The sequence below is a fragment of the Pseudomonas veronii genome (assembly GCF_002028325.1).
GTDB classification, from domain to species: Bacteria; Pseudomonadota; Gammaproteobacteria; order Pseudomonadales; family Pseudomonadaceae; genus Aquipseudomonas; species Aquipseudomonas veronii.
This window is the reverse complement of record NZ_CP018420.1, coordinates 4,102,741-4,129,363: the sequence shown is the minus strand read 5'-3', so window position 1 is coordinate 4,129,363 and position 26,623 is coordinate 4,102,741. Positions and strand designations below refer to the sequence as shown.

Below are 26,623 nucleotides of genomic sequence, written 5' to 3'. Positions count from 1 at the left end.
GTGAATCAGTCACAGATGCATCAACTGACACACCCTCATCGGGAGCAAGTCGAATCGTCGCACCGTCCCTCCCACTTTTAGCCGCATTTCCTTTAAGAGGACATCATCGTGGCTCGATCACTCGTCATCCTGGTGATGCTGATAGTGGCTTCGGCGGGATCGGTCGCCGCCGTTCGCCCCATCACCGATTTACCCCTGCAAGCCGACGGCCCCAACCGTTGGCGCTTGCCTGCCGGCGAGTACCGGGGCTCGTTCCGCATCGACCAACCGCTGCAATTGACCTGCGCCCCCGGCGCCATCTTCCAGGCCGAAGGGCAGGGCAACGGCCTGCTGATCAGCGCGCCGGATGTCAGCGTCCAAGGCTGCACGTTCCTCGATTGGGGCGACGACCTCACGGCCATGAACGCCGCTGTGTTCATCCAGCCCCAGGCGCGTGGCGCGCAAGTGCTGGGCAACCGCCTGCAAGGCCAGGGCTTTGGCATCTGGGTCGATGGCACCCAGGACGTGAGCGTGATCGGCAACCGCATCCAGGGTGACACCTCGGTACGTTCGCAGGACCGGGGCAACGGCATTCACCTGTACGCGGTACACGGTGCCCGCGTCATCGATAACCACGTGCGCGACACCCGCGACGGCATCTACATCGACACCTCCAACGGCAACCTGCTGCAAGGCAACATCCTGGAAGACCTGCGCTACGGCATCCATTACATGTTTGCCAACGACAACCAGGTCCTGGGCAACACCACCCGCCGCACCCGCACCGGCTATGCGTTGATGCAAAGCCGCAAGCTGACGGTGATCGGCAATCGCTCCGAGCAGGACCAGAACTACGGCATCCTGATGAACTACATCACCTATTCGACCTTGCAGGACAACGTCGTCACCGATGTGCGCGACGGCTCCACCGGCGACACCATGATCGCCGGCGGCGAAGGCAAGGCACTGTTCATCTACAACTCGCTGTTCAACCGCATCGAAAACAACCGCTTCGCGCGCAGCGCGGTGGGCATTCACCTGACCGCCGGCTCCGAAGACAACCGCATCGCCGGCAACGCCTTCATCGACAACCAGCGCCAGGTCAAATACGTCGCCAGCCGCTTGCAGGAATGGTCGGCGGACGGCCGGGGCAACTACTGGAGCGACTACCTCGGCTGGGACCGCAACGGCGATGGCCTTGGCGATGTGGCGTATGAGCCGAACGACAACGTCGACCGCCTGCTGTGGTTGTACCCCCAGGTGCGGCTGTTGATGAACAGCCCCGGCATCGAGTTGCTGCGCTGGGTGCAACGTGCGTTTCCGGTGATGAAGTCGCCGGGTGTGATGGACAGCCACCCCCTGATGCAAGCCCCCACTCAGAAGGAACCTGCATGATGAATGTCGTCGAGATCGAAGGCGTCAGCCAGCGCTATGGGCGTGCCACGGTGCTGCACGACCTGAACCTGAGCCTGGCCCCCGGCGAAGTCCTGGGGTTGTTCGGGCACAACGGCGCGGGCAAGACCACGGCGATGAAACTGGTGCTCGGCCTGCTGCGCGCCAGCGCCGGCGAGGTGCGGGTGTTCGGCCGTGCGCCGAGTGATCCCCACGTGCGTCGCTGGCTCGGTTACCTGCCGGAAAACGTCACGTTCTATGCACAGTTGAGCGGCGTCGAAACCCTGCGTCACTTTGCCCGGCTCAAGGGCGCGCCGATGCATCAGGTCGACAGCCTGCTGGACGACGTCGGCCTGACCGCGGCGGCAGGGCGGCGGGTCAAGACCTATTCCAAGGGCATGCGCCAGCGCCTCGGGTTGGCCCAGGCCTTGCTCGGCGAGCCGCGCCTGTTGCTGCTCGACGAACCCACCGTGGGCCTCGACCCGTTCGCTACCCAGGACTTGTATCGCCTGCTCGACCGCCTGCGTGCGGCCGGCACCAGCACCATCCTGTGCTCCCACGTGCTGCCGGGCGTCGAGGCGCACATCAACCGCGCGGCGATCCTGACCCAGGGCCGCCTGCTGGCCTTGGGCAGCCTGGCGCAGTTGCGCGCCGAGGCCGGCTTGCCGACGCTGATCCGCACCTGCGGCTTGCAGCGCGTCGAATCGCTGCAACAACGCTGGAGCGCCGCCGGCCATGTCACCCGACGCTGGGGCGTCGAAGGGCTGCAAGTGGCGGCGCACAACGGCAGCAAAGTGCAACTGCTGCGCCAACTGCTGGCCGAGGACAGCCCCAGCGACGTGGAAATCCTGCCGCCGTCCCTTGAAGACATCTACCGGCATTACATGGACAGCGCGATGGTCACGGCACAGGAGGCGGCCTTATGAACCCGATCTGGAACATGGCCCGCAAAGAGTTCTGCGACGGCTTGCGCAACCGTTGGCTGTTGGCGATCAGCCTGTTGTTCGCGGTGCTGGCCATCGGCATCGCCTGGCTGGGCGCCGCCGCCGCCGGGCAACTGGGCTTCACCTCGATCCCGGCGACCATCGCCAGCCTGGCCAGCCTGGCGACGTTCCTGATGCCGCTGATCGCGCTGTTGCTGGCCTACGACGCGATCGTCGGCGAAGACGAGAGCGGCACCTTGTTGCTGTTGCTCACCTATCCGTTGGGGCGCGGGCAGATCCTGCTCGGCAAGTTCGTCGGCCATGGGCTGATCCTCGCGCTGGCCACGGTCCTCGGCTTCGGCTGCGCGATGCTCGCCATTGCGTTGCTGGTCGACGACGTGGACTTCGCCATGCTGCTCTGGGCCTTTGGCCGGTTCATGCTGACCTCGGCCCTGCTTGGCTGGTGCTTTCTCGGGCTGGCTTATGGCCTGAGCAGCCTGTGCGCGGAAAAATCCACCGCCGCCGGGCTGGCGCTCGGCGTGTGGTTCTTCTTCGTGCTGGTCTTCGACCTGGCGCTGCTGGCCTTGCTGGTGCTCAGCAAAGGCCAGTTCAACCCGCAGGGGCTGCCCTGGTTGCTGCTGCTCAACCCCACCGACGTGTATCGGTTGATCAACCTCTCGGGTTTCGGTACGGGCACCCAGTCCGTCGGGGTCATGGCCCTGGGTTCGGACCTGGACGTGCCGCCGCTGGCCCTGTGGGCGTGCCTGCTGGCATGGGTGGCCGTGCCGCTGGCACTGGCCTACGGGCTGTTCCGCCGCCGTGCGGCGTGAGGATTTTTTATGACTGCTGGAGTGAGTGAAATGGGTTTCAAGACACGGGTAGTGGCGGCCTTGTTGGTCGGCTTGTTGATGACCGCCTGCGACAAGGCGCCGGAGTCGAGCTTCAGTGACGCGCCGGTGGCGTTTCATCCCAACGACGAGTGCCACGTGTGCGGTATGGTGATCAACGAATTCCCCGGGCCCAAGGGCCAAGTGGTGGAGCGGGGCGGGGTGAAGAAATTCTGCTCTACCGCCGAAATGCTCGGCTGGTGGCTGCAACCGGAAAACCGGCACGACGACGCGAAGCTGTACGTACACGACATGGGCCGCAGCCAATGGAATGCCCCCGACGACAAGCACCTGATCGACGCCCGCACTGCGTACTACGTGATCGGCACCGGGCTCAAGGGCGCCATGGGCGTGGTACTGGCTTCGTTTGCCGATGAGGCCAAAGCGCAGAAAGTCGCGGCGGACACCGGTGGCCGGCTGTTGCGTTTCGAGCAGATCGACCTGGCGCTGTTGCAGCAACCGATGCCGATGATGCACAGCGGGCATTGACCGCGAGGGGGTATCAACCGGCTTGATACCCCATCAACTGTTCTGCGTTCAGGATTCGAATGGTGCGTTGGCGCACCTCAATCAACCCGCCTTCCACCAGCCGATGCAGAATCCTCGAAAACGTCTCCGGCTGAATCCCCAGCTTCGACGCCACCAGGCGCTTGGGCACCTGCAACACCACCTCACCGCTGACGTCGTCGCGCTCCTGGAACAGGAAATTGATCACCCGGCGACTGGCATTGGCCAGGGTCAGGGTGTCGATGTCCTGGAGGCGCTGATGCAGGTGAATACTCATGCTCGCCAGAATCGCCAGGCAAATGGCCGGTTGGTCTTCCAGGGCGCGGCGATAGTGTTGGCCTTCGATACTCACCAGCACGCTGTCCTTGAGCGCGGTGCCACTCACCGGGTACGCCTTGGCCTGGGTGAACAGCAGCGCTTCGGCAAACGTCTGGCCGGGGCGGATGACTTCCACCAGATGCTCCTGACCTTCGCCAGTGACCCGGTGCAGCTTGATCTGGCCGCTGACCAGCAGGAAGAACCGATCGGCGGGATCGCCCTGGTGCATGAGCGGGGTGTGATTGGGCAAACGCTTGAGACTGGCCAGGGTGCAGACATCCTGGAAGGTTTTTTCAGGCAGCCGGCTGAACAGGTGATGCCTGCGCAGGGTTAGAACGATGTTGGGATGGGTGAGCATAAGGGCCTCCGCGGTTCATCAGGGTAGGGCGGCCCGGGGTTTGGGGATATGCCTCGAAGGGGGTACCTCTTCCCACGTTCGGTCAGCTTGGGTTAAAGAGGCGGCCTTAATGTGGGAGGGGGCTTGCCCCCGATGGCGGTGGATCACTTATGCATGCAGTGGCTGACACACTGCTATCGGGGCAAGCCCCCTCCCACATTTGGATCTCCATGGGTCAGATAGACCTCATTCTGTATTTGCTCTTGCTCTTAGGGGCGGACTTATAGCCGAGCTGATCCTGGAAGCTGGACTCGGTCAAAAATGTGGGAGGGGGCTTGCCCCCGATGGCGGTGGATCAGTCATGCATGTAGTGACTGACACACTGCTATCGGGGGCAAGCCCCCTCCCACATTTGGATCTCCATGGGTCAGATAGACCTCATTCTGTATTTGCTCTTGCTCTTAGGTGCGGCCTTATAGCCAACCTGATCCTGCAAGCCGAATGCGGTCAAAAATGTGGGAGGGGGCTTGCCCCCGATGGCGGTGGAGCAGTCATGCATGTAGTGGCTGACACACTGCTATCGGGGGCAAGCCCCCTCCCACATTTGGATCTCCATGGGTCAGATAGACCTCATTCTGTATTTGCTCTTGCTCTTAGGGGCGGACTTATAGCCAACCTGATCCTGCAAGCCGAATGCGGTCAAAATGTGGGAGGGGGCTTGCCCCCGATGGCGGTGGATCACTTATGCATGCAGTGGCTGACACACTGCTATCGGGGGCAAGCCCCCTCCCACATTTGGATCTCTATGGGTCAGATAGACCTCATTCTGTATTTGCTCTTGCTCTTAGGTGCGGACTTATAGCCAACCTGATCCTGCAAGCTGGACTCGGTCAAAAATGTGGGAGGGGGCTTGCCCCCGATGGCGGTGGAGCAGTCATGCATGTAGTGGCTGACACACTGCTATCGGGGGCAAGCCCCCTCCCACATTTGGATCTCTATGGGTCAGATAGACCTCATTCTGTATTTGCTCTTGCTCTTAGGCGCGGTCTTATAGCCAACCTGATCCTGGAAGCTGGACTCGGTCAAAAATGTGGGAGGGGGCTTGCCCCGGTACAGACCGGAGACATCCTTTACGTTTGAAACCGGAGACATCGTTTACATGTATTAATCATGGCCAGGAGGTAACTGGCCATGTCATGGAATCGAGAGTCCCCTATGGACCAAAAAGTCAGATTGATAGGCGACTGGCTGTCCGGCGCCTATTCAAAACGTCAACTGGCATTGAGCTACGGCATTAGTCGACCGACCTTGGACAAGTGGCTGCAACGGTACGCCACTGCGGGCTTGGACGGACTCAAGGAGGCTTCACGCCGTCCACTCTCAAGCCCTTTTCAAACGTGCGATGCACATATTGCTGCTCTAATTGAGCTCAAGCATCAACACCATGACTGGGGCCCCAAAAAGCTGGTCAAGGTCCTTTCCAATCGCTATCCGGAATGTCATTGGCCGGCACCCAGCACGGCGGGGGAATGGCTCAAACGAGCGGGACTGGTCCAAGAGCGGCGCAAGCGCAATCGTCCGCCTACCGGCCCCGTCAAACTTCGCCCGGCAGACCTCCCCAATCAAACGTGGGCCGCTGACTTCAAAGGTGACTTTTTAATGACGGATGGCCGACGCTGTTACCCGCTGACACTCACGGATCAGGCCAGCAGATTCATATTGTTGTGTCGTGCTCAGCCCAGTGTGGCTGGGGCCCGCGAGGGTTTTGACTGGGCTTTTCGCGAGTATGGTCTGCCTGACGTCATCAGGACTGACAACGGTTCACCCTTCGCTTCAACCGGCCTCAACAGGCTCTCGAGTCTGGCCGTATGGTGGATACGACTGGGTATCTACCCAGAGCGTATTCAGCCGGGGCGACCCGATCAGAACGGGCGGCATGAGCGTATGCATCGCTCACTCAAGGCCGCGTTACTGAAGACGCCAGAAGCCAATATGGTCCAGCAGCAGTTGGCGTTTGAACGATTTCGACAGGAATTCAATCATGATCGGCCGCACGAGGCGTTGGGTATGAAAGTGCCGAACGATCTGTACGATAAATCGCCAAGGATCTATACAGGCTGGGTACCTCCTGCCGAATATGGAGCGGATATGGAGGTACGCAAAGTCAGAACAGACGGATCAATGAAGTGGAGGGGCAGGATGATCTTTTTGAGTGAGTCACTGGTAGGAGAGTCCGTTGGACTGCGAGAAGTGGACGACAACGTGTGGGACATGTACCTATGTAACTATCCACTGGGTAGGCTAGACAGCGGTGCAAGCCGGCTGTCCAGCACCCAGAAACGTAAAGGATGTCCCCGGTCTCGTTTGTAAAGGATGTCTCCGTCTGTACACCCCGATGGCGGTGGAGCAGTCATGCATGTAGTGGCTGACACACTGCTATCGGGGGCAAGCCCCCTCCCACATTTGGATCTCCATGGGTCAGATAGACCTCATTCTGTATTTGCTCTTGCTCTTAGGTGCGGACTTATAGCCAACCGATCCTGGAAGCTGGACTCGGTCAAAAATGTGGGAGGGGGCAAGCCCCCTCCCACATTTGGATCTCTATGGGTCAGATAGACCTTGCTCTGCTTTTGATCTGTTCTTGCCCTTGCCCGAGCATTAGTGAGGTGCCGAGTGTTGGGGCAAGAGCGGAGCCACCAGCCGCCGCTACCGAAGAAACGGATATGTACCCAACCCCCCGAAAAACCATCAACCCGCCTGCCGCAAGTGCTCCATCGCCCAAACCGCCGCCTCCACCCGTGACCGCAACCCCAACTTATGCAGCAGATTCTTCACATGCACCTTCACCGTCCCCTCGGTAATCCCCAACTTATGCCCGATCACCTTATTGCTGTAGCCACTGGCAATCGTGCGCAGCACCTGCCGTTCCCGCTCCGTCAAGTCCACTGCCGCATGGGGTTGCGGCGAGCGCAGTGCCTGGGCCAGCACCCGCGTCAACCCGGGGCTGATCACCAGCGCTCCGTGCAACGCATCACGGATGAACTCCACCACCAACTCCGGCTCCATGTCTTTGAGCAGATACCCGTTGGCATCCAGGCGCAGTGCATCGCGAATGTCATCCTCGGCATCGGACACGGTAAACAGCAGCACCTTGCCCGCATAGTTCATGGCGCGCAGGCGGCGCAGGGTTTCCAGGCCGTTCATCTGCGGCATGTTGTTGTCCAGCAGCACCAGGTCCGGTTGCAGGGTTTCGATCTGGTCCAGGGCTTCCTGGCCATTGCCGGCTTCGCCGACCACCTGCAGATCGTCTTCGAGTTCGAGTATCTGACGCATGCCATGGCGCATCATCGGGTGATCGTCGACCAGCAAAATGCGGTGGCGGGGGAGTGTGCTCATGGGAGGTTACCTTGTAGAGGTTGCCCGAGAAATTCCGGTTGAAAACGTAAATGCACCCGCGTGCCCTGGGGCTCGCGGGGGCTGATGTCGAGTTGGCCGTGCAGGCTGCGCGCGCGTTCGTCCATGATGGTCAGGCCGTGGTGTTCGCGTTGGTCGACGGCGCCGCAAAAGCCACGGCCGTCGTCCTCGATGCTCAGGCTCACGGTCTCGCCCTCCTGGCGCAGTTGCAGCCAGGCGTTTTGCGCATGGGCGTGGCGCAGGCAGTTGGACAAGGCCTCGCGGGTGACCTGCAGCAAGTGGATCTGTTCGCTGGCCGACAATTGGAAGGCGAGGGCGTCGACGTGCAGGTGGACCTGGAATTCGCCGCGCCGGGAGAACTCTTCGGCGGTTTCCGATAGCTCCTGTACCAACCCGGCATCGTGGATTTGCAGGCGGAAGGTGGTCAGCAGTTCGCGCAGTTGGCGGTAGGCGTTGTTCAGGCCGTCGCGCAGTTCGGCGGTGACGGTGGCCAGGGTTTCCACGGGTTCGCCCCGGCGGATCAGGGTTTGCATGCGGCTGACTTGCAGCTTCATGTACGACAGCGCCTGCGCCAGGGAGTCGTGCAGTTCCCGGGCGATGATGGTGCGCTCGTCGAGCAGCAGCAAACGATGGTCCTGTTCGCGCTGGCGTTTGAGCGACAGCGAAGTGCCGATCAGGTTGGCCAGGGCCTGGATCAATTGCTTTTCCCAGTCTTGCGGAGGGTGGCCATCGTCGAAGTGGGCCTTGAGTTCGCCCAGTTCCGAGCCCTGGTTGCTGATGCTGAATATCTGCGGCGGCGCCACTTTGTGTTTATGGCAGCTCGCGCAATCGCCGATGGCGCAGATGTTACGGCTGTCGCCGCCGTGCAAGGCGAGCATCTGCTGGGCCGGTGCGAGGAAGTGGCCTTGCAGGCACAACGACAGGCGCAACCCCGGCAGGCGTTTCTGGAAGCGCCGGATCAATTCGTCCAGGCCCTCGGCATTGGCCAGGCGCGTGGCCAGGCTGCTGCTGCTCTGGTACAGCAGTTCGAGGGCGGCGTTGGCTTGTTGCAGGTTGAGGGTCTTGAGGCGCACCTGGCTTTCCAGGGTGCGGTGGGACGCCTCGATGGTCTCGGCCATGGTGTTGAAGCTCAGGGCCAGTTGCCCCAGCTCATCGTCGGAACGGTGGTTGACCCGGGTCTTGAAATCGCCGTCGCGAAAGCGCCGGGTGGCCTGTACCAGTTCCTGCAAAGGGTTGACCACGCCGTACTGCAATTCATACAGGCCGATCAACAGGATGATCAACGTGCTGAACAGCGCCAGGCCCTGGATGCCTTGCTGCCAGCTTTGTTTGCGTTCGCTCTGTTGCTGCAACAGGCTGACGAATTGATTCATTTGCTCGACGAATGTCGGCGCGCTGGCCTGGAATTGCGCCGTATCACCGCGCGTCAGGGCCGGGCGCAGCTCGTCGTTCCAGCGTTGCTGGATCTGTTGGTAGCTCTGCAGCAGGGCGCTGTTCGGGCCGTCTTCCAGCACCGCCTTGAGCGAGTCGCTGTCGAGGCGCCTTTGCAGGCTCTGGGTGATGGTGTTGATCTCTTCGGCCGGCGCGGCGGCGGCGAGCCGCCAGCTGAGGTGGTAGGTCTCCATACGCACGGAGCCGGCGGTGTTGATTGCGGCGGCGTCGCCCTGGCTGAACCAGGCGATCAGCCCCGCACTCAAGGAACTGGCAAGGGCCAGGATAGCGATCAGGATCACAGCCAAGCCGGCGCGTGCGGGCAGGGAGCTGCGTAGCCAGTTAAACATCACGGCGTAGTCGGAGGGGGGAGAAAGCCTGCATGGCGGCACCTGAAAAGGAAAAACGAGCTGGAAAACGGCGATCCCTGGCGCACTACCTCTAAAGAGTTGCCGGCAAACCCTCCCACGGGAAAACGCCGGCACAAGAGATCAATCCATTGATAAATAAAGACTTTCTCTTGTTATAGGGACTACCTCCTTAGAGGTATATGGGATCAGCATAGCCTTATACCCCCCTGGCCGACGTTGATCTGCGTCAAGTTCCAAGGGGGTGTCGCCCCTAACCTGCGCTCATGAAATCACCTTTCGGAGCGCATACCGTGACTCAACCCCGTATAAGACAAGGCTTGGTGCTGGGCATGAGCACGCTGGCCTTCACCGTCTGCTTTATGGTGTGGATGATGTTCGCCGTGTTGGGCGTGCCCATCAAAGAGCTGCTGCAACTCAACGAAACCCAGTTCGGCCTGCTGGCCGCCACACCGGTCTTGACCGGTTCCCTGGTGCGCCTGCCACTGGGCTTGCTGACTGACCGCTTCGGCGGGCGCATCGTGTTCTTCCTGTTGATGCTCGCCTGCGTGCTGCCGCTGTACCTGATCACCTACGCCACCGCTTATTGGCAGTTCCTGGTGCTGGGCCTGTTTGTCGGCCTGGCCGGCGGTTCGTTCTCGGTGGGCATCGCCTACGTCGCCAAGTGGTTCGACAAGGACAACCAGGGCTTCGCCATGGGCGTGTTCGGCGCCGGTAACGCCGGGGCCGCGGTCACCAAGTTCCTTGCCCCGGCGCTGATCGCCCTTGGCACCTGGCACCTGGTGCCCAAGGTGTTCGGCGCAATCCTGTTCATCACCGCGCTGTTGTTCTGGTTCCTCACCAGCGAGAACAAGGCCCACCGCAGTGCCGGCGGCGCCACCTTGCGCGAGCAACTGCGGTGCCTGAAAGACCCGGCCGTGTGGCGCTACTGCCAGTACTACTCGATTGTCTTCGGCGGCTACGTCGGCCTGGCATTGTGGATGACCAAGTACTACGTACAGGAATACGGTTTCAGCCTGCAAAGCGCGGCGCTGCTGGCCGCCTGTTTCTCCCTGCCCGGCGGTGTGCTGCGCGCAGTCGGCGGTTGGATGTCCGACCGCTGGGGCGCCCAGAGCGTGACCTGGTGGGTGTTGTGGGTGAGCTGGGTCTGCCTGTTCCTGCTCAGCTACCCGCAGACTCAATTGCAGGTGCAGACCGTCAACGGTCCCCTGGATTTGCACATCGGCCTCAACCCCACCCTGTTCACCGTGCTGCTGTTCGTGATGGGCATCGCCTTCGCGTTCGGCAAAGCCTCGGTGTTCAAGTACATCGCCAATGACTACCCGCAGAACATGGGCGCGGTGTCCGGCATCGTCGGCCTGGCCGGTGGCCTGGGGGGCTTTGTGCTGCCGATTCTGTTTGGCGCCCTGGTGGACCTCACCGGCGTGCGCTCGTCCTGCTTCATGTTGATGTACGGCGTGGTCTGGGTGTCCCTGACCTGGATGTACCTCAGCGAAATCCGCAAACAACCGCTGCTGGGCAACACCGCCCAACGTCTCCAAGGAGAATGAACATGTCCATCGCGCAAAAGCCCGATTCGGGCCCGGTGATTCACGACTGGCGCCCCGAGGACCCCGCGTTCTGGGGGGCCAGCGGCAAAAAAACCGCTACCCGCAACCTGTGGATCTCGATTCCCGCGCTGCTGCTGGCCTTCGCCGTGTGGATGGTGTGGAGCACGGTGATCGTGCGCCTCAACGCCATCGGCTTCAGCTTCACCACCGACCAGCTGTTCTGGCTGGCGGCGTTGCCCGGCCTGTCCGGCGCGACCTTGCGGGTGTTCTATTCGTTCATGGTGCCGATCTTCGGCGGGCGTCGCTGGACAGCCCTGAGCACCGCGTCGCTGTTGCTGCCGGCGCTGTGGATGGGCTTCGCGGTGCAAGACCCCAACACCCCTTACAGCGTGTTCGTGCTGATCGCCTTGTTGTGCGGCTTCGGCGGCGGCAACTTCGCCTCCAGCATGTCCAACATCAGCTTCTTCTACCCCAAGGCGCAGCAAGGCACGGCCCTGGGCCTGAACGCCGGCCTCGGTAACCTGGGCGTGTCGGTGATGCAGTTCTGCGTGCCGCTGGTGATCACCTTCGGGGTGTTCGGCATGGTCGGCGGGCAAGCGCAAACCCTGCCCGACGGTAGCCAGCTGTGGCTGCAGAACGCCGGGTTCATCTGGGTGCCGTTCATCCTCACCGTCACCGTGGCGGCCTGGTTCGGCATGAATGACCTGTCCAGCGCCCGCGCTTCGTTCAGCGAGCAGGCGGTGATCTTCAAACGCAAGCACAACTGGCTGATGTGCTGGTTGTACCTGGCGACCTTCGGTTCGTTCATCGGCTTTTCGGCGGCGTTCCCGCTGCTGATCAAAACCTCGTTTCCGGACGTAGTAGCGTTGAAGTTTGCCTTCCTCGGCCCGCTGGTTGGCGCCCTGGTGCGCCCACTGGGCGGCTGGCTGGCGGACAAACTGGGCGGCGCGCGAGTGACCCTGTGGAACTTCGTGCTGATGATCGTGATGGTATTCGGCGTGCTGCACTTCCTGCCGCAGAACGGCCAGGGCGGCAACTTCTACGGCTTCCTCGGCCTGTTCATGTTGCTGTTCATCACCACAGGCGTGGGCAACGGCTCCACCTTCCGCATGATCCCGGTGATCTTCCGCACCCAGCACGAGAAAGCCAGCGCCGGTAAATCCGCCGCCGAGCGCGAGCAGGCCATCAAGAATGCCGGCAAGGAATCCGCCGCCGTACTGGGGTTCAGTTCGGCCATGGGCGCCTTCGGTGCGTTCTTCATTCCCAAGTCCTTCGGCACCTCCATGGCCGCCACCGGTAGCCCGGCGATGGCCTTCTACATGTTTGTCGGTTTCTACCTGAGCTGCATTGTCGTGACCTGGTGGTGGTATGCCCGCAAAGGTTGCGCCACCCCCTGCTAGTCCGACCTGAATTCGCGGGGCAACGCACCCCGCAGCACGCCTGATGAGGAAAGCACCATGAGTCATTTGTTGGATCAACTGCGGTTCTTCAACCGCAAACAAAACGAATTTTCCGACGGCCACGGCGAGACCCGTAAAGAGTCCCGCGACTGGGAAAACGTCTACCGTTCGCGCTGGCAGTACGACAAGATCGTGCGTTCCACCCATGGCGTGAACTGCACCGGCTCCTGCTCGTGGAAGATCTACGTGAAGAACGGCCTGATCACCTGGGAAACCCAGCAGACCGACTACCCGCGCACCCGCAACGACCTGCCCAACCACGAACCCCGTGGCTGCCCGCGCGGTGCGAGCTACAGCTGGTACATCTACAGCGCCAACCGGCTCAAGTACCCGAAGATCCGCAAGCCGCTGCTCAAGCTGTGGCGTGAAGCGCGCCAGACCCTGGCGCCGGTGGAAGCCTGGGCGAGCATTGTCGAGGACAAGGCCAAGGCCGACTCCTACAAGAGCAAGCGCGGCATGGGCGGTTTCATTCGCTCGAACTGGGAGGAGGTGAATGAAATCATCGCCGCCTCCAACGTCTACACCATCAAACAATACGGCCCGGACCGCATCGTCGGCTTCTCGCCGATCCCGGCCATGTCGATGGTCAGCTACGCGGCGGGTTCGCGTTACCTGTCGCTGATCGGCGGCGTGTGCCTGAGCTTCTACGACTGGTACTGCGACCTGCCACCGGCCTCGCCGATGGTGTGGGGCGAGCAGACCGACGTGCCGGAATCGGCCGACTGGTACAACTCCAACTACATCATCGCCTGGGGTTCCAACGTCCCGCAGACCCGTACCCCGGACGCGCACTTCTTCACCGAGGTGCGCTACAAGGGCGCCAAGACCGTGGCGATCACCCCCGACTATTCGGAAGTGGCCAAGCTCACCGACCTGTGGCTCAACCCCAAGCAGGGCACCGACGCCGCGTTGGCCCAGGCTTTCAACCATGTGATCTTCAAAGAATTTCACCTGGACAAGCCGAGCGCCTACTTCACCGACTACGCCAAGCGCTTCACCGACTTGCCGGTGCTGGTGATGCTCAAGCCGATGACCGGTTTCGCTCCCGGCGCAGGCTTCCAGCCGGACCGCTTCCTGCGCGCCTCGGACCTCACCGGCAACCTCGGCCAGGACAACAACCCGGAATGGAAAACCATCGCCCTCGACGAGAGCGGCGAACTGGTCTCGCCGCAAGGCTCCATCGGCTATCGCTGGGGCGAGAAGGGCAAGTGGAACATCCTCGCCAAAGAGGGCGGTGAAGGCCGCGCGATCGACCTGAAACTCAGCCTGATCGGTGACGACGTCGCCGAAGTGGCGTTCCCGTACTTCGCCGGCGAAGTCCAGGAGCATTTCCAGCACGTCGCTGGCGAGGCGGTGCAGTACCGCCGCGTGCCGGTCCACAACGTGACCCTGGCCGACGGCAGCGTGGCCAAGGTGGCGACCGTGTTCGACCTGTCGGCGGCCAACCTGGCCATCGACCGTGGCCTGGGCGGCCACAACGTGGCCAAGGACTACGACGACGCCAGCGTGCCGGGCACCCCGGCGTGGCAGGAAGCGATCACCGGCGTCAGCCGCGAGAAAGCCATCCAGATCGCCCGTGAGTTCGCCGACAACGCCGACAAGACCAAGGGTCGCTCAATGATCATCGTCGGCGCGGCGATGAATCACTGGTACCACATGGACATGAACTACCGCGGGCTGATCAACATGCTCATGCTCTGCGGTTGCGTCGGCCAGACCGGCGGCGGCTGGGCCCACTACGTCGGCCAGGAAAAACTGCGTCCGCAGTGCGGCTGGCTGCCCCTGGCCTTCGGCCTGGACTGGAACCGCCCACCGCGCCAGATGAACGGCACCAGCTTCTTCTACGGCCACAGCTCGCAATGGCGCCACGAGAAAATGAGCATGCACGATGTGCTCTCGCCTCTGGCCGACAAGTCGCAGTTCCCCGAACACGCCCTGGACTACAACATCCGCGCCGAACGCGCCGGCTGGTTGCCCAGCGCGCCGCAGCTCAACACCAACCCGCTGCACATCTGCCGTGAGGCGGCCGCAGCCGGCATGACGCCGAAAGATTACGTGGTCAAATCCTGGCAGGACGGCAGCCTGCGTTTTGCCTGCGAACAGCCGGACAGCCCGGTGAACTTCCCGCGCAACATGTTCATCTGGCGCTCCAACCTGCTCGGTTCGTCGGGCAAGGGCCATGAGTACATGCTCAAGTACCTGTTGGGCACCAAGAACGGCGTGATGAACGAAGACATCGGCCACAGCACCGAATGCAAGCCCACCGAGGCCGAATGGGTCGAGGACGGCGCCATCGGCAAGCTCGATCTGGTGACCACGCTGGACTTCCGCATGTCCTCCACCTGCGTGTATTCCGACATCGTCTTGCCGACCGCCACCTGGTACGAAAAAGACGACATGAACACCTCGGACATGCACCCGTTCATCCACCCGTTGTCGGCGGCTATCGACCCGGCGTGGGAATCGCGTTCCGACTGGGAAATCTACAAAGGCATCGCCAAGGCGTTCTCGGCCATGTCGGTCGGTCACCTGGGTGTGGAACAAGACCTGGTCACCGTACCGCTGATGCACGACAGCGTCGGCGAACTGGCCCAACCGTTTGGCGGCACCGACTGGAAAAGCGCACGCGTGGCCCCGGTACCCGGCAAGAACGCGCCGAACATCGCAGTGGTGGAACGCGACTACCCGAACATCTACAAGCAGTTCTCCTCGCTGGGCCCGATGCTGGAAAAACTCGGCAACGGCGGCAAGGGCATCAACTGGAACACCGATGAAGAAGTCGAGTTCCTCGGCGAACTGAACCATCACGAAAACGATGCCGGGATCAGCCATGGCCGGCCGAAAATCGACACCGCTATCGACGCGGCCGAGGTGATCCTGTCCCTGGCTCCGGAAACCAACGGCAAGGTCGCGGTGAAAGCCTGGGCCGCGCTGTCGGAATTCACCGGCATCGACCACAGCCACCTGGCGATTTCCAAGGCCCATGAAGCGATCCGCTTCCGCGATATCCAGGCGCAGCCGCGCAAGATCATCTCCAGCCCGACCTGGTCCGGCCTGGAAGACGAACACGTGAGCTACAACGCCGGCTACACCAACGTCCATGAAAACATCCCATGGCGCACCATCACCGGCCGCCAGCAGTTCTACCAGGATCACCCGTGGATGCAGGCGTTCGGCGAGCAGTTGATGAGCTACCGGCCACCGGTCAACACCAAGACCATCGAAGGCGTGAAGGGCAAGCGCAGCAATGGCGAAACCGAGATCGTGCTGAACTGGATCACTCCGCACCAGAAGTGGGGCATCCACAGCACCTACAGCGACAACTTGCTGATGCTCACCTTGAGCCGCGGCGGGCCGATTGTGTGGCTCTCGGAGATCGACGCCAAGCGCGCCGGGATCGAGGACAACGACTGGATCGAGTGCTTCAACGTCAACGGCGCACTGACCGCCCGTGCGGTGGTCAGCCAGCGCGTCAAGGAAGGCATGGTGATGATGTACCACGCTCAGGAACGCATCGTGAACGTGCCGGGTTCGGAAACCACCAAGACCCGCGGCGGCCACCACAACTCGGTGACCCGCGTGGTGCTCAAACCGACCCACATGATCGGCGGCTATGCCCAGCAAGCCTACGGTTTCAACTACTACGGTACGGTCGGTTGCAACCGCGACGAGTTTGTCGTGGTGCGCAAAATGGCCAAGGTCGACTGGCTCGATGGTTCCACCGGCGATGACTTGCCGCGCCCATTGCCGACTGATATCGAGGAGAACTGAGATGAAGATTCGCTCACAGATCGGCATGGTCCTGAACCTGGACAAATGCATCGGCTGCCACACCTGTTCCATCACCTGCAAAAACGTCTGGACCAGCCGTGAAGGCATGGAATACGCCTGGTTCAACAACGTCGAGTCCAAGCCCGGCATCGGTTACCCGAAAGAATGGGAAAACCAGGACAAGTGGAAGGGCGGTTGGGTGCGCAACGCCAACGGCTCGATCAACCCGCGCATCGGCGGCAAGTTCCGCGTGTTGGCGAACATTTTCGCCAACCCTGACCTGCCGAGCCTGGACGACTACTACGAGCCGTTCGACTTCGACTACCAGCACCTGCACACCGCGCCTTTGGGCGAGCACCAACCGACCGCGCGTCCGCGCTCGCTGGTGTCCGGCAAGCGCATGCAGAAAATCGAGTGGGGCCCGAACTGGGAAGAAATCCTCGGTACCGAGTTCGCCAAGCGCCGCAAGGACAAGAACTTCGACCAGATCCAGGCCGACATTTATGGCGAGTACGAAAACACCTTCATGATGTACCTGCCGCGCCTGTGCGAGCACTGCCTCAACCCGGCGTGCGCGGCCTCGTGCCCGAGCGGTGCGATCTACAAGCGTGAAGAAGACGGCATCGTGCTGATCGACCAGGAAAAGTGCCGCGGCTGGCGCATGTGCATCAGCGGCTGCCCGTACAAGAAAATCTACTTCAACTGGAAGAGCGGCAAATCCGAGAAGTGCATCTTCTGCTACCCGCGCATCGAAGCCGGCATGCCCACCGTGTGTGCCGAAACCTGCGTCGGCCGGATTCGCTACCTCGGTGTGCTGCTCTACGACGCCGACCGCATCAGCGAAGTGGCGAGCACCGCCAACGAGCAAGACCTGTACGAGAAACAGCTGGAAATTTTCCTCGACCCGAATGACCCGGCGGTGATTCGCCAGGCCCTGGCCGATGGCGTGCCGCAGTCGGTGATCGACTCGGCCCAGCGCTCGCCGGTCTACAAAATGGCCGTCGATTGGAAACTCGCACTGCCGCTGCACCCGGAATACCGCACCTTGCCGATGGTCTGGTACGTACCGCCACTGTCGCCGATCCAGAACGCTGCCGCCGCCGGCACTGTGGGCATGAACGGGGTGATCCCGGATGTCGACAGCCTGCGCATTCCGCTGCGTTACCTGGCCAACCTGCTCACCGCCGGCGATGAAAAACCGGTCAAGCGTGCGCTCAAACGCCTGTTGGCGATGCGTGCCTACAAACGCTCCCAGCAAGTCGATGGCGTGCAGGACCTGCAAGTGCTCGAAGACGTCGGCCTGAGCGTGGAACAGGTGGAAGAGATGTACCGCTACCTGGCGATCGCCAACTACGAAGACCGCTTTGTGGTGCCGAGCGCGCACCGTGAAGACGCCATGAGCGACGCGTTCGCCGAACGCTCCGGCTGTGGCTTCAGCTTCGGCAGCGGTTGCAGCGGCAGCTCCGACACCAACATGTTCGGTGCCAAGAAGGCCAACCGTCGCGACGTGTTGAAAACCGTACAGATCTGGGAGGACTGAGCATGCGTATTCTCAAAGTGATTTCGTTGCTGCTGGACTACCCCACCGAAACCCTGGTGAGCGGCCGCGACGAACTGGAACAGGCGATCATCGAGTCGCGGGAGATCAGCCCCAAGCAGCGCGGCGCGTTGTTCGAGTTGCTCGAGCTGATCTGCGCCAATGACCTGATGGACGGCCAGGAACACTACGGCGCGCTGTTCGGCCGTGGGCGCTCGCTGTCGTTGCTGTTGTTCGAACACGTCCACGGCGAGTCCCGCGACCGTGGCCAGGCCATGGTCGACATGATGGCCCAGTACGAAGAGGCCGGGTTTGCCATCGGCGTCAAGGAGCTGCCGGACTATATCCCGCTGTACCTGGAGTTCCTCTCGACCCGCGAAGACATCGAGGCCCGCGAGGGCCTGGCGGATGTCGCGCATTTGCTGGCGCTGCTCGCCGCACGCCTGGACGAGCGCGAGAGCGCCTACGCCAGTTGCTTCCGTGCGTTGCTGCAGATCTCGGGTGCCGAGCCGCACCAGGCCGTGGCCGAACTGCGCGCGCAGGTCGCCGCCGAGCCGCGTGACGACTCCCTCGAAGCCCTGGACAAGATCTGGGAAGAGGAAGCGGTGGACTTTATGCAGGCCGAACAACAAGACCGTTGCAGCTCGATGCCCAGCGCACCGGGCAAAGCCCGCGAAGAAAGCGCGGTGCCGTTGCACTGGGTGGATTTTCAGCAAGAAGGGCAGGCCGCAGTGCCGGCCACGGAGGTGGGTAATGTCTAAGTGGAATTTGCTGGTATTCGGGGTGTACCCCTATGTCGCCCTGGCGATCTGCCTGTTGGGCAGTTGGGCGCGGTTCGACCTGTCGCAGTACACCTGGAAGGCTGGCTCCAGCCAGATGCTCAACAACCGTGGCATGCGCGTGGCGAGCAACTTCTTCCACATTGGCGTGCTGTTCGTGCTGGCCGGGCACTTTGTCGGCCTGCTGACCCCGGCGTCGGTCTATCACCATGTGATCAGCACTGAACACAAGCAGTTGCTGGCGATGGTCTCCGGTGGCGTCTTCGGCCTGCTGTGCCTGGTGGGTTTGCTGATGCTGGTCAAGCGCCGCCTGGGCGACCCGCGTGTGCGGGCCACGTCGAGCCCGTCGGACATTCTGATCCTGCTGGTGCTGCTCGCGCAGTTGGTGCTCGGTTTGCTGACCATCGTCGCGTCCACCGGGCATATGGACGGTTCGGTCATGGTGATGCTCGCCGACTGGGCGCAGAACGTGGTGCTGTTGCGGCCAGTGGACGCGGCGGCGTCGATCGAGCCGGTCAGCCTGATCTACAAGGCGCATGTGGCGCTGGGCTTGACCCTGTTCGTGCTGTTCCCGTTTACCCGCTTGGTGCATATGGTCAGCGCGCCGATCTGGTACCTGGGGCGTCGTTATCAAATCGTGCGGCAGAAGTATTGAGGAGAGCGTCATGACAACTGGATGCGGATGTGGTGGCGGTAATGGCGGCAGCGGCGGTTGCGGCTCGTCGGTCAAAGAACCGGTGGTGGCCGAGGTTGCGGCCCCGGCTCTGTTCGAGGAACTGAAGGCGCCTGAGTTGATCGCCAGCAGTGAACAGGAATGGCCGATCATCAGCGTCAACGGCGTGCCCGTCACGCCGGAGGCCATGGCCCTGGAGTTGCAATATCACCCGGCCGAAAGCCGCGAGGAGGCGGTGTATCTGGCCGCCCGTGCGCTGGTGATCCGCGAGCTGTTGCAGCAGCGGATCGCCGAGCTGGGCCTGGCGGTGGAGATCGCCGCCGGCGAGAACGAAGAAGAAGCCGCCACGCGCTTGCTGCTCGAGCGTGAGGTCAAGGTGCCTGAGTGCGACGAGGCCACCTGTGTGCGCTACTTCGAGAACAACCGCGGGCGCTTTCACAGCGCGCCGTTGCTGGCGGTGCGGCACATTCTGCTCGAATGCGCGCCGGACGACGCCGAGGCGCGCCATCTGGCGCACGGCCAGGCGGAAGTGCTGCTGCAGAACCTGAACGAGCAGCCCGGCCAATTCGCCGAGCTGGCCCTGCAGTATTCGGCGTGCCCGTCCAAGGCCCAGGGCGGTTCGCTGGGCCAGGTGAGCAAGGGTCAGACCGTGCCCGAGCTGGAGCGTCAGTTGTTCACCCTCGCGCCGGGCCTGGCCGGCAAGCCGCTGGAGAGTCGTTATGGCTGGCATGTGATCTATGTCGATCAGCGTATCGAAGGCCAACCGCTGCCGTATGAAGCGGTGGCGGTGGCGATCCGCACCCAGTTGCAGCAAGGCGTGTGGCAAAAGGCATTGGTGCAGTACCTGCAAACCCTGATCGGCGCGGCGGACATTCGTGGCATCGCGCTGCAGGGCGCCGACTCGCCGTTGGTGCAGTGACATGAGCCTGGTGGATGGGGTGGGCCGTTCGATCGATTACCTGCGCTTGTCGGTGACCGACCGTTGTGATTTCCGCTGTGTGTACTGCATGGCGAAAAACATGACGTTCCTGCCGCGCCAGCAGGTGCTGACCCTGGAAGAGCTGGAACGCCTGGCCGCGCTGTTCGTCGGCCAGGGCGTGCGTAAGATCCGCCTGACCGGCGGCGAGCCGTTGATCCGCCCGGGCATTGTCGGGTTGTGCCGCAATATCGCGGCACTGCCGGGCTTGCGCGAACTGGTCATGACCAGCAACGGCTCGCAGTTGGCGCGCCTCGCGCAGCCGCTGGTGGACGCCGGGGTCAAGCGCATGAACATCAGCCTCGACAGCCTGGATGCGCAGCGCTTTCGCGCGATCACCCGCAACGGTGATCTGCGCCAGGTGCTGGACGGTATCGAGGCGGCGCGAGAGGCCGGGTTCGAGCGGGTCAAGCTCAATTGCGTGGTGATGAAAGGGCGCAACTTCGATGAAGTGCCGGCGCTGGTGCAGTACGCGATCGACCAAGGCATCGACATCAGCTTTATCGAGGAAATGCCCCTGGGCGACGTGGGCCGCTCCCGCGGCGAGACGTTCTGTGCCAGTGATGAAGTACGCAGCGTGATCGCCCGTCACCATGCCTTGCTCGACAGCACCGAAAACAGCGGCGGCCCGGCGCGCTATGTGCGCCTGGCGCGGCATCCGGGCACGCGCATCGGCTTTATCTCGCCCAACTCCCACAACTTCTGCGGCAGTTGCAACCGCGTGCGGATGACCGTCGAAGGGCAGTTGCTGCTGTGCCTGGGGCAGGACAACGCGGTGGACTTCCGCGCTTTGCTGCGGCGTTACCCGTTGGACGACGCGCCGTTGATCGAGGCGTTGCACAAGGGATTGCGGGGTAAGCCGCTGCGCCATGATTTCACCGGGGCAGGGGAGGTGCAGGTGGTGCGCTTCATGAATATGAGCGGCGGTTGAATGTGGCAGGGGACTTGCTGTAGCAGGGAACTTACTGTGGGAGGAGGCTTACTGTGGGAGGGAACTTACTGTGGGAGGAGGCTTACTGTGGGAGGGGGCTTGCCCCCGATAGCAGTGTGTCAGCCAATACATGCATGACTGATCCACCGCTATCGGGAACAAGCCGAATCGTCGCACCGCCCCTCCCACATTTTGATCTTCGTTCAGACTTGACCTTGATCAATGGCAGCCCAAACGCTTGACCGTAATATCACTGCATATTGTGTTTCAAAGATTTATTAAATCTATATGTAGTGTCTGGAGCCTTCCAATGCAAAGCATGCTCAGCCCGCTGGTCAGTAACCGCCTGCACAAACGCGACGGTAGCCTCGTTGCCTTCGACGCCGAAAAAATCCGTCAGGCGCTGATCGCCGCCGGCAATGCCACCGGCGAGTATCGGGAGGCCGAGGTCGACCTGTTGCTCGGTGCGGTACTGGCGCGGCTGCGCGGCATCGAACGGCTGGATGTGGAGCAGATCCAGGACAGTGTCGAGCGGGTGTTGATGGACGCCGGTTACTTCCTGTCGATGCGCGCGTATATCGTCTACCGCGAACAGCACGGTCGCTTGCGCCGTGACCGCAAGACCCTGGTGGAAGTCGCCACCTCGATGAACGAATACCTCGACCGTGAAGACTGGCGTGTGCAGGCCAATGCCAACCAGGGGTATTCCCTCGGCGGGCTGGTGCTGAACGTGTCGGGCAAGGTCACTGCCAATTACTGGCTGGACGAGGTCTACAGCCAGCAGATCGGCCGCGCGCACCGTGAGGCGGATCTGCATATCCACGACCTCGACATGCTCGCCGGCTACTGCGCCGGTTGGTCGCTGCGTTCGTTGCTGCACGAAGGCCTCAATGGCGTGCCGGGTCGCGTCGAAGCGGGGCCGCCCAAGCATTTGAGCAGTGCCCTGGGGCAGATGGTCAACTTCCTCGGCACCCTGCAAAACGAATGGGCCGGCGCCCAGGCGTTCAGCTCGTTCGACACCTATCTTGCGCCTTATGTGCGCAAAGACCAGTTGAGCTACCCCGAGGTGCGCCAGGCGGTGCAGGAGTTCATCTACAACCTCAACGTGCCGTCGCGCTGGGGCACCCAGACGCCATTCACCAACCTGACCTTCGATTGGGTCTGCCCGGAAGACTTGCGCGAGCAGGTGCCGGTGATCGGTGGTAAGGAAATGCCGTTTGCCTATGGCGACCTGCAAACGGAAATGGAGCTGATCAACCGCGCCTACATCGAAGTGATGCAGGCCGGGGATGCCAAGGGGCGGGTGTTCACCTTCCCGATTCCGACCTACAACATCACCCATGATTTCCCCTGGGACAGCGAGAACGCCGACCGCCTGTTCGAGATGACCGCGCGCTATGGCCTGCCGTATTTCCAGAACTTCCTCAATTCGGACATGCAACCCAACCAGGTGCGCTCCATGTGCTGTCGCCTGCAACTGGACGTGCGTGAGCTGCTCAAACGCGGCGGCGGGCTGTTCGGTTCGGCGGAGCAGACCGGCTCGCTGGGCGTGGTGACAATCAACTGCGCGCGCCTCGGTTACCTGTTCAAGGGCGACACCAGCGGCTTGCTGCAACGTCTGGACAGCCTGATGGAAATGGCCATGGAAAGCCTGGAGGTCAAGCGCAAGGTGATCCAGCACCACATGGACGCCGGGTTGTACCCCTACACCAAGCGTTACCTGGGGACGTTGCGCAACCATTTCTCCACTATCGGCCTCAACGGCATGCACGAGATGCTGCGCAATTTCACGGATGACACGCAGGGCACGCACACCGAAGAAGGCCGCGCGTTCGCCCTGCGCCTGCTCGACCATGTGCGCGCCACCTTGCTGCGCTTCCAGGAAGAAACCGGTCACCTCTACAACCTCGAAGCCACACCGGCGGAAGGCACCACCTACCGCTTCGCCAAGGAAGACCGCAAGCGCTACCCGGACATCCTGCAAGCCGGCAGCCTGGATGCGCCGTACTACACCAACTCGTCGCAACTGCCGGTGGGCTTCACCGAAGACCCCTTCGAAGCCCTCGAGCTGCAAGACGAACTGCAATGCAAATACACCGGCGGCACCGTGCTGCACCTGTATATGGCCGAACAGATTTCCTCGGCGCAGGCCTGCAAGCAATTGGTGCGCAAAGCGCTGGGGCGTTTCCGCCTGCCGTACCTGACCGTGACCCCGACCTTCTCGATCTGTCCGGTACACGGCTACCTCGCCGGCGAACACGAGTTCTGCCCCAAGTGCGATGAGATCCTCGCGCTTGCCGCCCAGTCTTGAACCTGTTTTTCAACCCGCAAGGAGATTCACCATGCAAACATCCCAGCCACAACGTCAGCGCTGCGAAGTCTGGACCCGGGTGATGGGTTACCACCGGCCGGTGTCCGCGTTCAACCCCGGCAAACAGTCCGAACACAAGGAGCGTGTTCACTTTACCGAAGCGGCTTGCGCGGCCGGGCGCCAATGAGTCGAATGCTACGGGTTGGGGGCATGGTGCCCCTGACCACCCTCGACTACCCCGGCATGCTCGCTTGTGTGCTGTTCTGCCAGGGTTGTGCCTGGCGCTGTCGTTACTGCCATAACCCGGACCTGATTGCACCGCGCGGTAGCGCGGAGATCGATTGGCGCCGGGTTTTGCTGTTTTTGCAGCGCCGCCAGGACCTGTTGGACGCAGTGGTGTTCAGCGGCGGTGAGCCGACCTTGCAGGAAGGTTTGCCAGCGGCGATGGACGAGGTACGCGCCATGGGCTTTCGCGTGGGCCTGCACAGTGCGGGGATCAAACCGGCAGGCTTTGCCAATGCGCTGCGCCATGCCGACTGGGTGGGCTTCGATGTGAAGGCCCTGGTCGAGGACTATCAACTGGTCACCCAGGTCAAAGGCAGCGGCGTCGCCAATTGGCGCAGTTTGGAGACCTTGCTGGCCAGTGGCGTGGACTACGAGTGCCGCACCACGGTGCATTGGCATCTGATTGATACGTCGCGCCTGCTGCGCCTGGCCCAGCGTTTGCAAGCCAGTGGTGTCAAGCGCTTCGCCGTGCAGATGGTCCGCACGGCAAGCATGCTCGATGAGCAACTGCCGATTGCCCCGGCACAGATGGCATTGCCGGAGTTATGGGGCTGCATGCGCGAGTTGTTTCCGGCTTTTGTATTACGAGGGTGACCGATCGCCCTCCCAGGATTTTTAAAGATGCTGCCCGTTTTGGGCAGGTATTCATCAAGGAATGTTTAGAATGACGCAGTTAACCACGGCACAACGCATTGTCATCGGCTTCGCGATTGCGCCGCTGGCTCTGGTCGGTTTGGTGTTTTACGCCTTGCATGACCTGGCAACCCTCAAGCAACAGTCCGAACAGATCGTGCAGCAGGACTGGCCGAAAATCGCACCGATCATGGTGATCGCCACCGGCGTGCGCGATAACGGGCGCAACACCCGCGACCTGCTGATCGACCAGGATAACCAGCAGGCCCAAGAGGCCATTGGCACCACCCGGCAGCGCATTACCCAGGCGTTCGCCACCCTGGAGCCACTGTTCGATACCACCGAAGGCAAGGCGGCCTATGCCGCGTTGAAAACCCATCGGGAAACCTACGTCGCGGCCTTTACCCAGGTGCAGGCGCTGATCAAGCAGGGCGCCCGCGAGCAGGGCCTGGCCCAGCTCAAACAGCAGGTGGTGCCGGCCGAGCTTGAGGTGTTCAAGAGCCTCGATGCGTTGATGGCCATGCAAGGCCGACTGTTCGTCGAGCGCGAGCAGGCTGCGCAAATTCTCTACGACGATGCGCGCCGCACGATGATCGGATTATTCCTGCTATGCGTGAGCCTGGTCGTGGCGGCCGCCGTGATCGTCACGCGCAGCGTCACCCGGCCTTTGGGCGGCGAGCCGGACGAGGTGGCGCGGGTGCTCAGCCATATCGCCCAGGGCGACCTGACCATCGAGGTGCCGCTGGGCAACAGTGCCGACGGCAGCGTGATGCGCAACCTGCACCAGATGCAGCAGAACCTCAACCAGATGGTCCGGCAGATCGCCGCTTCGGTGGATGGCGTGGCCAGTTCATCCGAAGAGTTGAGCGCGGTCAGCAGCCAGACCAGCAGCAGCCTGCAGTTGCAGGGCCAGGAAATCGAACAGGCCGCCACCGCGGTGAACGAAATGACCGCCGCCGTCGATGAAGTCGCGCGCAACGCGGTGAGCACCAGCGAAGCCTCGCGCCTGTCGGAACAGACCGCCCAGCTTGGGCGGGCGCAGGTGCAGGAAACCGTGGCCTCGATCAACACCCTGGCCACCGGCGTGGTGGAAACCTCCGAACGCATCCAGCAACTCGCCGGCCGCGTGCAAGACATCAGCGGCGTGCTGGATGTGATCCGCAGCATCGCCGACCAGACCAATCTGCTGGCTCTCAACGCCGCGATCGAAGCGGCCCGTGCCGGCGATGCCGGGCGTGGTTTTGCGGTGGTCGCCGATGAAGTGCGCGCCCTGGCCCATCGTACCCAGACCTCGACCCAGGAGATCGAGCAGATGATCGGCAACATCCGCCAGGACACCGAACACGCCGTGGCCGCCATGCACAGCAGCAGCGAACGGGTGCAGGCGACCTTGGGCGTAGCGCAACGCTCGGGGGAGGCGCTGGATGAAATCACCCGCTCGATTTCGCAGATCAATGAACGCAACTTGATGATTGCCAGCGCCACCGAAGAACAGGCACTGGTGGCGCGGGAAGTGGATCGCAACCTGGTGGGGATTCGGAACCTGTCGCAACAGGTATTGCAAGGGGCCTTGCATACCGAAACGGCGGGGCATGATCTGGCAGGGATGGCGGGGGAACTGCATCAGACGGTGGCGCGGTTTAAGGTTTAGGTGGTGTAGCGATGCGTTTCTTCGGTAATGGCCAACCCGAGAAGTAACCAACGCGCGGCGGCCTTATAGCCGACCTGATCCTGAAAGCCCAACGCGGTCAAAAAATGTGGGAGGGGGCTTGCCCCCGATGGCAGTGTGTCAGTCACTACATGCATGACTGATCCACCGCCATCGGGGGCAAGCCCCCTCCCACATTTTGATCTCCATGGATCAGATAGAGCTCGTTCTGCTCTTGCTCTTGGGCGCGGCCTTATATCCGACCTGATCCTGCAAGCCGAACTCGGTCAGAAATGTGGGAGGGGGCTTGCCCCCGATGGCAGTGTGTCAGTCACTACATGCATGACTGATCCACCGCCATCGAGGGCAAGCCCCCTCCCACATTTTGATCCCCATGGATCAGATAGAGCTCGTTCTGCTCTTGCTCTTGGGCGCGGCCTTATATCCGACCTGATCCTGCAAGCCGAACTCGGTCAGAAATGTGGGAGGGGGCTTGCCCCCGATGGCAGTGTG

The 26,623-nt window shown here is 62.1% G+C and carries 20 protein-coding genes; 17 read left to right on the top strand and 3 right to left on the bottom strand.

Annotation, left to right across the window (positions count from 1 at the left end):
• Nucleotides 1–135 precede the first annotated feature (135 nt).
• Genes PverR02_RS18630 through PverR02_RS18615 form a run of 4 tightly spaced genes read left to right on the top strand, consistent with a single transcriptional unit; the run spans nucleotide 136 to nucleotide 3,670 of the window.
• Complete coding sequence (locus tag PverR02_RS18630; protein ID WP_079444115.1) at nucleotides 136–1,374, top strand: nitrous oxide reductase family maturation protein NosD; 1,239 nt, start codon at nucleotides 136–138, stop codon at nucleotides 1,372–1,374.
• Nucleotides 1,374–2,297, top strand: a complete 924-nt coding sequence (locus PverR02_RS18625) for an ABC transporter ATP-binding protein (protein WP_017849332.1) — start codon at nucleotides 1,374–1,376, stop codon at nucleotides 2,295–2,297. Before PverR02_RS18630 ends, PverR02_RS18625 begins: the two co-directional genes overlap by 1 nt.
• On the top strand, nucleotides 2,294–3,124 hold the full coding sequence (locus PverR02_RS18620) for an ABC transporter permease (protein WP_046383080.1): 831 nt from the start codon (nucleotides 2,294–2,296) through the stop codon (nucleotides 3,122–3,124). Before PverR02_RS18625 ends, PverR02_RS18620 begins: the two co-directional genes overlap by 4 nt.
• Nucleotides 3,125–3,154: 30 nt before the next feature.
• Complete coding sequence (locus PverR02_RS18615; RefSeq protein WP_057006107.1) at nucleotides 3,155–3,670, top strand: nitrous oxide reductase accessory protein NosL; 516 nt, start codon at nucleotides 3,155–3,157, stop codon at nucleotides 3,668–3,670.
• 13 nt (nucleotides 3,671–3,683) lie between these two features.
• Here PverR02_RS18615 and PverR02_RS18610 read toward each other — a convergent pair whose 3' ends face one another.
• Nucleotides 3,684–4,364 carry a Crp/Fnr family transcriptional regulator gene (locus tag PverR02_RS18610; RefSeq protein ID WP_046383082.1) on the bottom strand — a complete coding sequence of 227 codons (681 nt, stop codon included), beginning with the start codon at nucleotides 4,362–4,364 and terminating at the stop codon, nucleotides 3,684–3,686.
• A 1,170-nt stretch (nucleotides 4,365–5,534) separates the two neighbouring features.
• Between PverR02_RS18610 and PverR02_RS18600 the strand changes: the two genes are divergently transcribed.
• A complete protein-coding gene (locus PverR02_RS18600) occupies nucleotides 5,535–6,713 on the top strand; it encodes an integrase core domain-containing protein (RefSeq protein WP_372340312.1) in 1,179 nt (392 codons plus the stop codon).
• 378 nt (nucleotides 6,714–7,091) lie between these two features.
• Here PverR02_RS18600 and narL read toward each other — a convergent pair whose 3' ends face one another.
• Nucleotides 7,092–7,739, bottom strand: a complete 648-nt coding sequence (narL, locus tag PverR02_RS18595) for a two-component system response regulator NarL (protein ID WP_017849328.1) — start codon at nucleotides 7,737–7,739, stop codon at nucleotides 7,092–7,094.
• On the bottom strand, nucleotides 7,736–9,538 hold the full coding sequence (locus PverR02_RS18590; protein ID WP_079444113.1) for a HAMP domain-containing protein: 1,803 nt from the start codon (nucleotides 9,536–9,538) through the stop codon (nucleotides 7,736–7,738). Before PverR02_RS18590 ends, narL begins: the two co-directional genes overlap by 4 nt.
• A gap of 350 nt (nucleotides 9,539–9,888) precedes the next feature.
• Between PverR02_RS18590 and PverR02_RS18585 the strand changes: the two genes are divergently transcribed.
• The 12 genes from PverR02_RS18585 to PverR02_RS18530 all read left to right on the top strand — a co-directional run bounded on the left by PverR02_RS18585 (nucleotide 9,889) and on the right by PverR02_RS18530 (nucleotide 26,113).
• Nucleotides 9,889–11,106 (top strand): MFS transporter, encoded by a 1,218-nt coding sequence (locus PverR02_RS18585; RefSeq protein ID WP_017849326.1) that lies wholly within the window; start codon nucleotides 9,889–9,891, stop codon nucleotides 11,104–11,106.
• Between the two features lie 2 nt (nucleotides 11,107–11,108).
• The gene (locus PverR02_RS18580) at nucleotides 11,109–12,506 is read left to right on the top strand and encodes a NarK family nitrate/nitrite MFS transporter (RefSeq protein ID WP_046489190.1); all 1,398 of its coding nucleotides are present in this window, start codon (nucleotides 11,109–11,111) and stop codon (nucleotides 12,504–12,506) included.
• A 57-nt stretch (nucleotides 12,507–12,563) separates the two neighbouring features.
• Nucleotides 12,564–16,337: a nitrate reductase subunit alpha gene (locus tag PverR02_RS18575; RefSeq protein ID WP_079444112.1), complete on the top strand. Its 3,774-nt coding sequence runs from the start codon at nucleotides 12,564–12,566 to the stop codon at nucleotides 16,335–16,337.
• A 1-nt stretch (nucleotide 16,338) separates the two neighbouring features.
• The gene (gene narH / locus PverR02_RS18570; RefSeq protein WP_017849323.1) at nucleotides 16,339–17,877 is read left to right on the top strand and encodes a nitrate reductase subunit beta; all 1,539 of its coding nucleotides are present in this window, start codon (nucleotides 16,339–16,341) and stop codon (nucleotides 17,875–17,877) included.
• Nucleotides 17,878–17,879: 2 nt separating this feature from the next.
• A complete protein-coding gene (gene narJ / locus PverR02_RS18565; RefSeq protein ID WP_046383085.1) occupies nucleotides 17,880–18,635 on the top strand; it encodes a nitrate reductase molybdenum cofactor assembly chaperone in 756 nt (251 codons plus the stop codon).
• Nucleotides 18,628–19,308 (top strand): respiratory nitrate reductase subunit gamma, encoded by a 681-nt coding sequence (gene narI / locus PverR02_RS18560; RefSeq protein WP_017849321.1) that lies wholly within the window; start codon nucleotides 18,628–18,630, stop codon nucleotides 19,306–19,308. The genes narJ and narI overlap by 8 nt, the downstream gene beginning before the upstream one ends.
• A gap of 10 nt (nucleotides 19,309–19,318) precedes the next feature.
• The gene (locus PverR02_RS18555) at nucleotides 19,319–20,245 is read left to right on the top strand and encodes a peptidylprolyl isomerase (RefSeq protein ID WP_046383086.1); all 927 of its coding nucleotides are present in this window, start codon (nucleotides 19,319–19,321) and stop codon (nucleotides 20,243–20,245) included.
• A gap of 1 nt (nucleotide 20,246) precedes the next feature.
• Nucleotides 20,247–21,233, top strand: coding sequence for a GTP 3',8-cyclase MoaA (moaA, locus tag PverR02_RS18550; protein WP_017849319.1), 987 nt, complete (start codon nucleotides 20,247–20,249; stop codon nucleotides 21,231–21,233).
• 310 nt (nucleotides 21,234–21,543) lie between these two features.
• The gene (locus PverR02_RS18545; RefSeq protein WP_057006084.1) at nucleotides 21,544–23,544 is read left to right on the top strand and encodes a ribonucleoside triphosphate reductase; all 2,001 of its coding nucleotides are present in this window, start codon (nucleotides 21,544–21,546) and stop codon (nucleotides 23,542–23,544) included.
• A gap of 31 nt (nucleotides 23,545–23,575) precedes the next feature.
• Nucleotides 23,576–23,731, top strand: coding sequence for an anaerobic ribonucleoside-triphosphate reductase (gene nrdD / locus PverR02_RS32900; RefSeq protein ID WP_017849317.1), 156 nt, complete (start codon nucleotides 23,576–23,578; stop codon nucleotides 23,729–23,731).
• Nucleotides 23,728–24,423, top strand: a complete 696-nt coding sequence (locus tag PverR02_RS18535; RefSeq protein WP_169850799.1) for an anaerobic ribonucleoside-triphosphate reductase activating protein — start codon at nucleotides 23,728–23,730, stop codon at nucleotides 24,421–24,423. Before nrdD ends, PverR02_RS18535 begins: the two co-directional genes overlap by 4 nt.
• Nucleotides 24,424–24,493: 70 nt before the next feature.
• Nucleotides 24,494–26,113, top strand: coding sequence for a methyl-accepting chemotaxis protein (locus PverR02_RS18530; protein ID WP_017849315.1), 1,620 nt, complete (start codon nucleotides 24,494–24,496; stop codon nucleotides 26,111–26,113).
• Nucleotides 26,114–26,623: the final 510 nt, after the last annotated feature.

Excerpts from the sequence above, each read along its gene's own strand:
- PverR02_RS18630 (WP_079444115.1), top strand. The coding sequence starts at position 136 with ATGCTGATAGTGGCTTCGGCGGGATCGGTCGCCGCCGTTCGCCCCATC.
- PverR02_RS18625 (WP_017849332.1), top strand. The coding sequence starts at position 1,374 with ATGAATGTCGTCGAGATCGAAGGCGTCAGCCAGCGCTATGGGCGTGCC.
- PverR02_RS18620 (WP_046383080.1), top strand. The coding sequence starts at position 2,294 with ATGAACCCGATCTGGAACATGGCCCGCAAAGAGTTCTGCGACGGCTTG.
- PverR02_RS18615 (WP_057006107.1), top strand. The coding sequence starts at position 3,155 with ATGGGTTTCAAGACACGGGTAGTGGCGGCCTTGTTGGTCGGCTTGTTG.
- PverR02_RS18610 (WP_046383082.1), bottom strand. The coding sequence starts at position 4,364 with ATGCTCACCCATCCCAACATCGTTCTAACCCTGCGCAGGCATCACCTG.
- PverR02_RS18600 (WP_372340312.1), top strand. The coding sequence starts at position 5,535 with ATGTCATGGAATCGAGAGTCCCCTATGGACCAAAAAGTCAGATTGATA.
- narL (WP_017849328.1), bottom strand. The coding sequence starts at position 7,739 with ATGAGCACACTCCCCCGCCACCGCATTTTGCTGGTCGACGATCACCCG.
- PverR02_RS18590 (WP_079444113.1), bottom strand. The coding sequence starts at position 9,538 with ATGTTTAACTGGCTACGCAGCTCCCTGCCCGCACGCGCCGGCTTGGCT.
- PverR02_RS18585 (WP_017849326.1), top strand. The coding sequence starts at position 9,889 with ATGAGCACGCTGGCCTTCACCGTCTGCTTTATGGTGTGGATGATGTTC.
- PverR02_RS18580 (WP_046489190.1), top strand. The coding sequence starts at position 11,109 with ATGTCCATCGCGCAAAAGCCCGATTCGGGCCCGGTGATTCACGACTGG.
- PverR02_RS18575 (WP_079444112.1), top strand. The coding sequence starts at position 12,564 with ATGAGTCATTTGTTGGATCAACTGCGGTTCTTCAACCGCAAACAAAAC.
- narH (WP_017849323.1), top strand. The coding sequence starts at position 16,339 with ATGAAGATTCGCTCACAGATCGGCATGGTCCTGAACCTGGACAAATGC.
- narJ (WP_046383085.1), top strand. The coding sequence starts at position 17,880 with ATGCGTATTCTCAAAGTGATTTCGTTGCTGCTGGACTACCCCACCGAA.
- narI (WP_017849321.1), top strand. The coding sequence starts at position 18,628 with ATGTCTAAGTGGAATTTGCTGGTATTCGGGGTGTACCCCTATGTCGCC.
- PverR02_RS18555 (WP_046383086.1), top strand. The coding sequence starts at position 19,319 with ATGACAACTGGATGCGGATGTGGTGGCGGTAATGGCGGCAGCGGCGGT.
- moaA (WP_017849319.1), top strand. The coding sequence starts at position 20,247 with ATGAGCCTGGTGGATGGGGTGGGCCGTTCGATCGATTACCTGCGCTTG.
- PverR02_RS18545 (WP_057006084.1), top strand. The coding sequence starts at position 21,544 with ATGCAAAGCATGCTCAGCCCGCTGGTCAGTAACCGCCTGCACAAACGC.
- nrdD (WP_017849317.1), top strand. The coding sequence starts at position 23,576 with ATGCAAACATCCCAGCCACAACGTCAGCGCTGCGAAGTCTGGACCCGG.
- PverR02_RS18535 (WP_169850799.1), top strand. The coding sequence starts at position 23,728 with ATGAGTCGAATGCTACGGGTTGGGGGCATGGTGCCCCTGACCACCCTC.
- PverR02_RS18530 (WP_017849315.1), top strand. The coding sequence starts at position 24,494 with ATGACGCAGTTAACCACGGCACAACGCATTGTCATCGGCTTCGCGATT.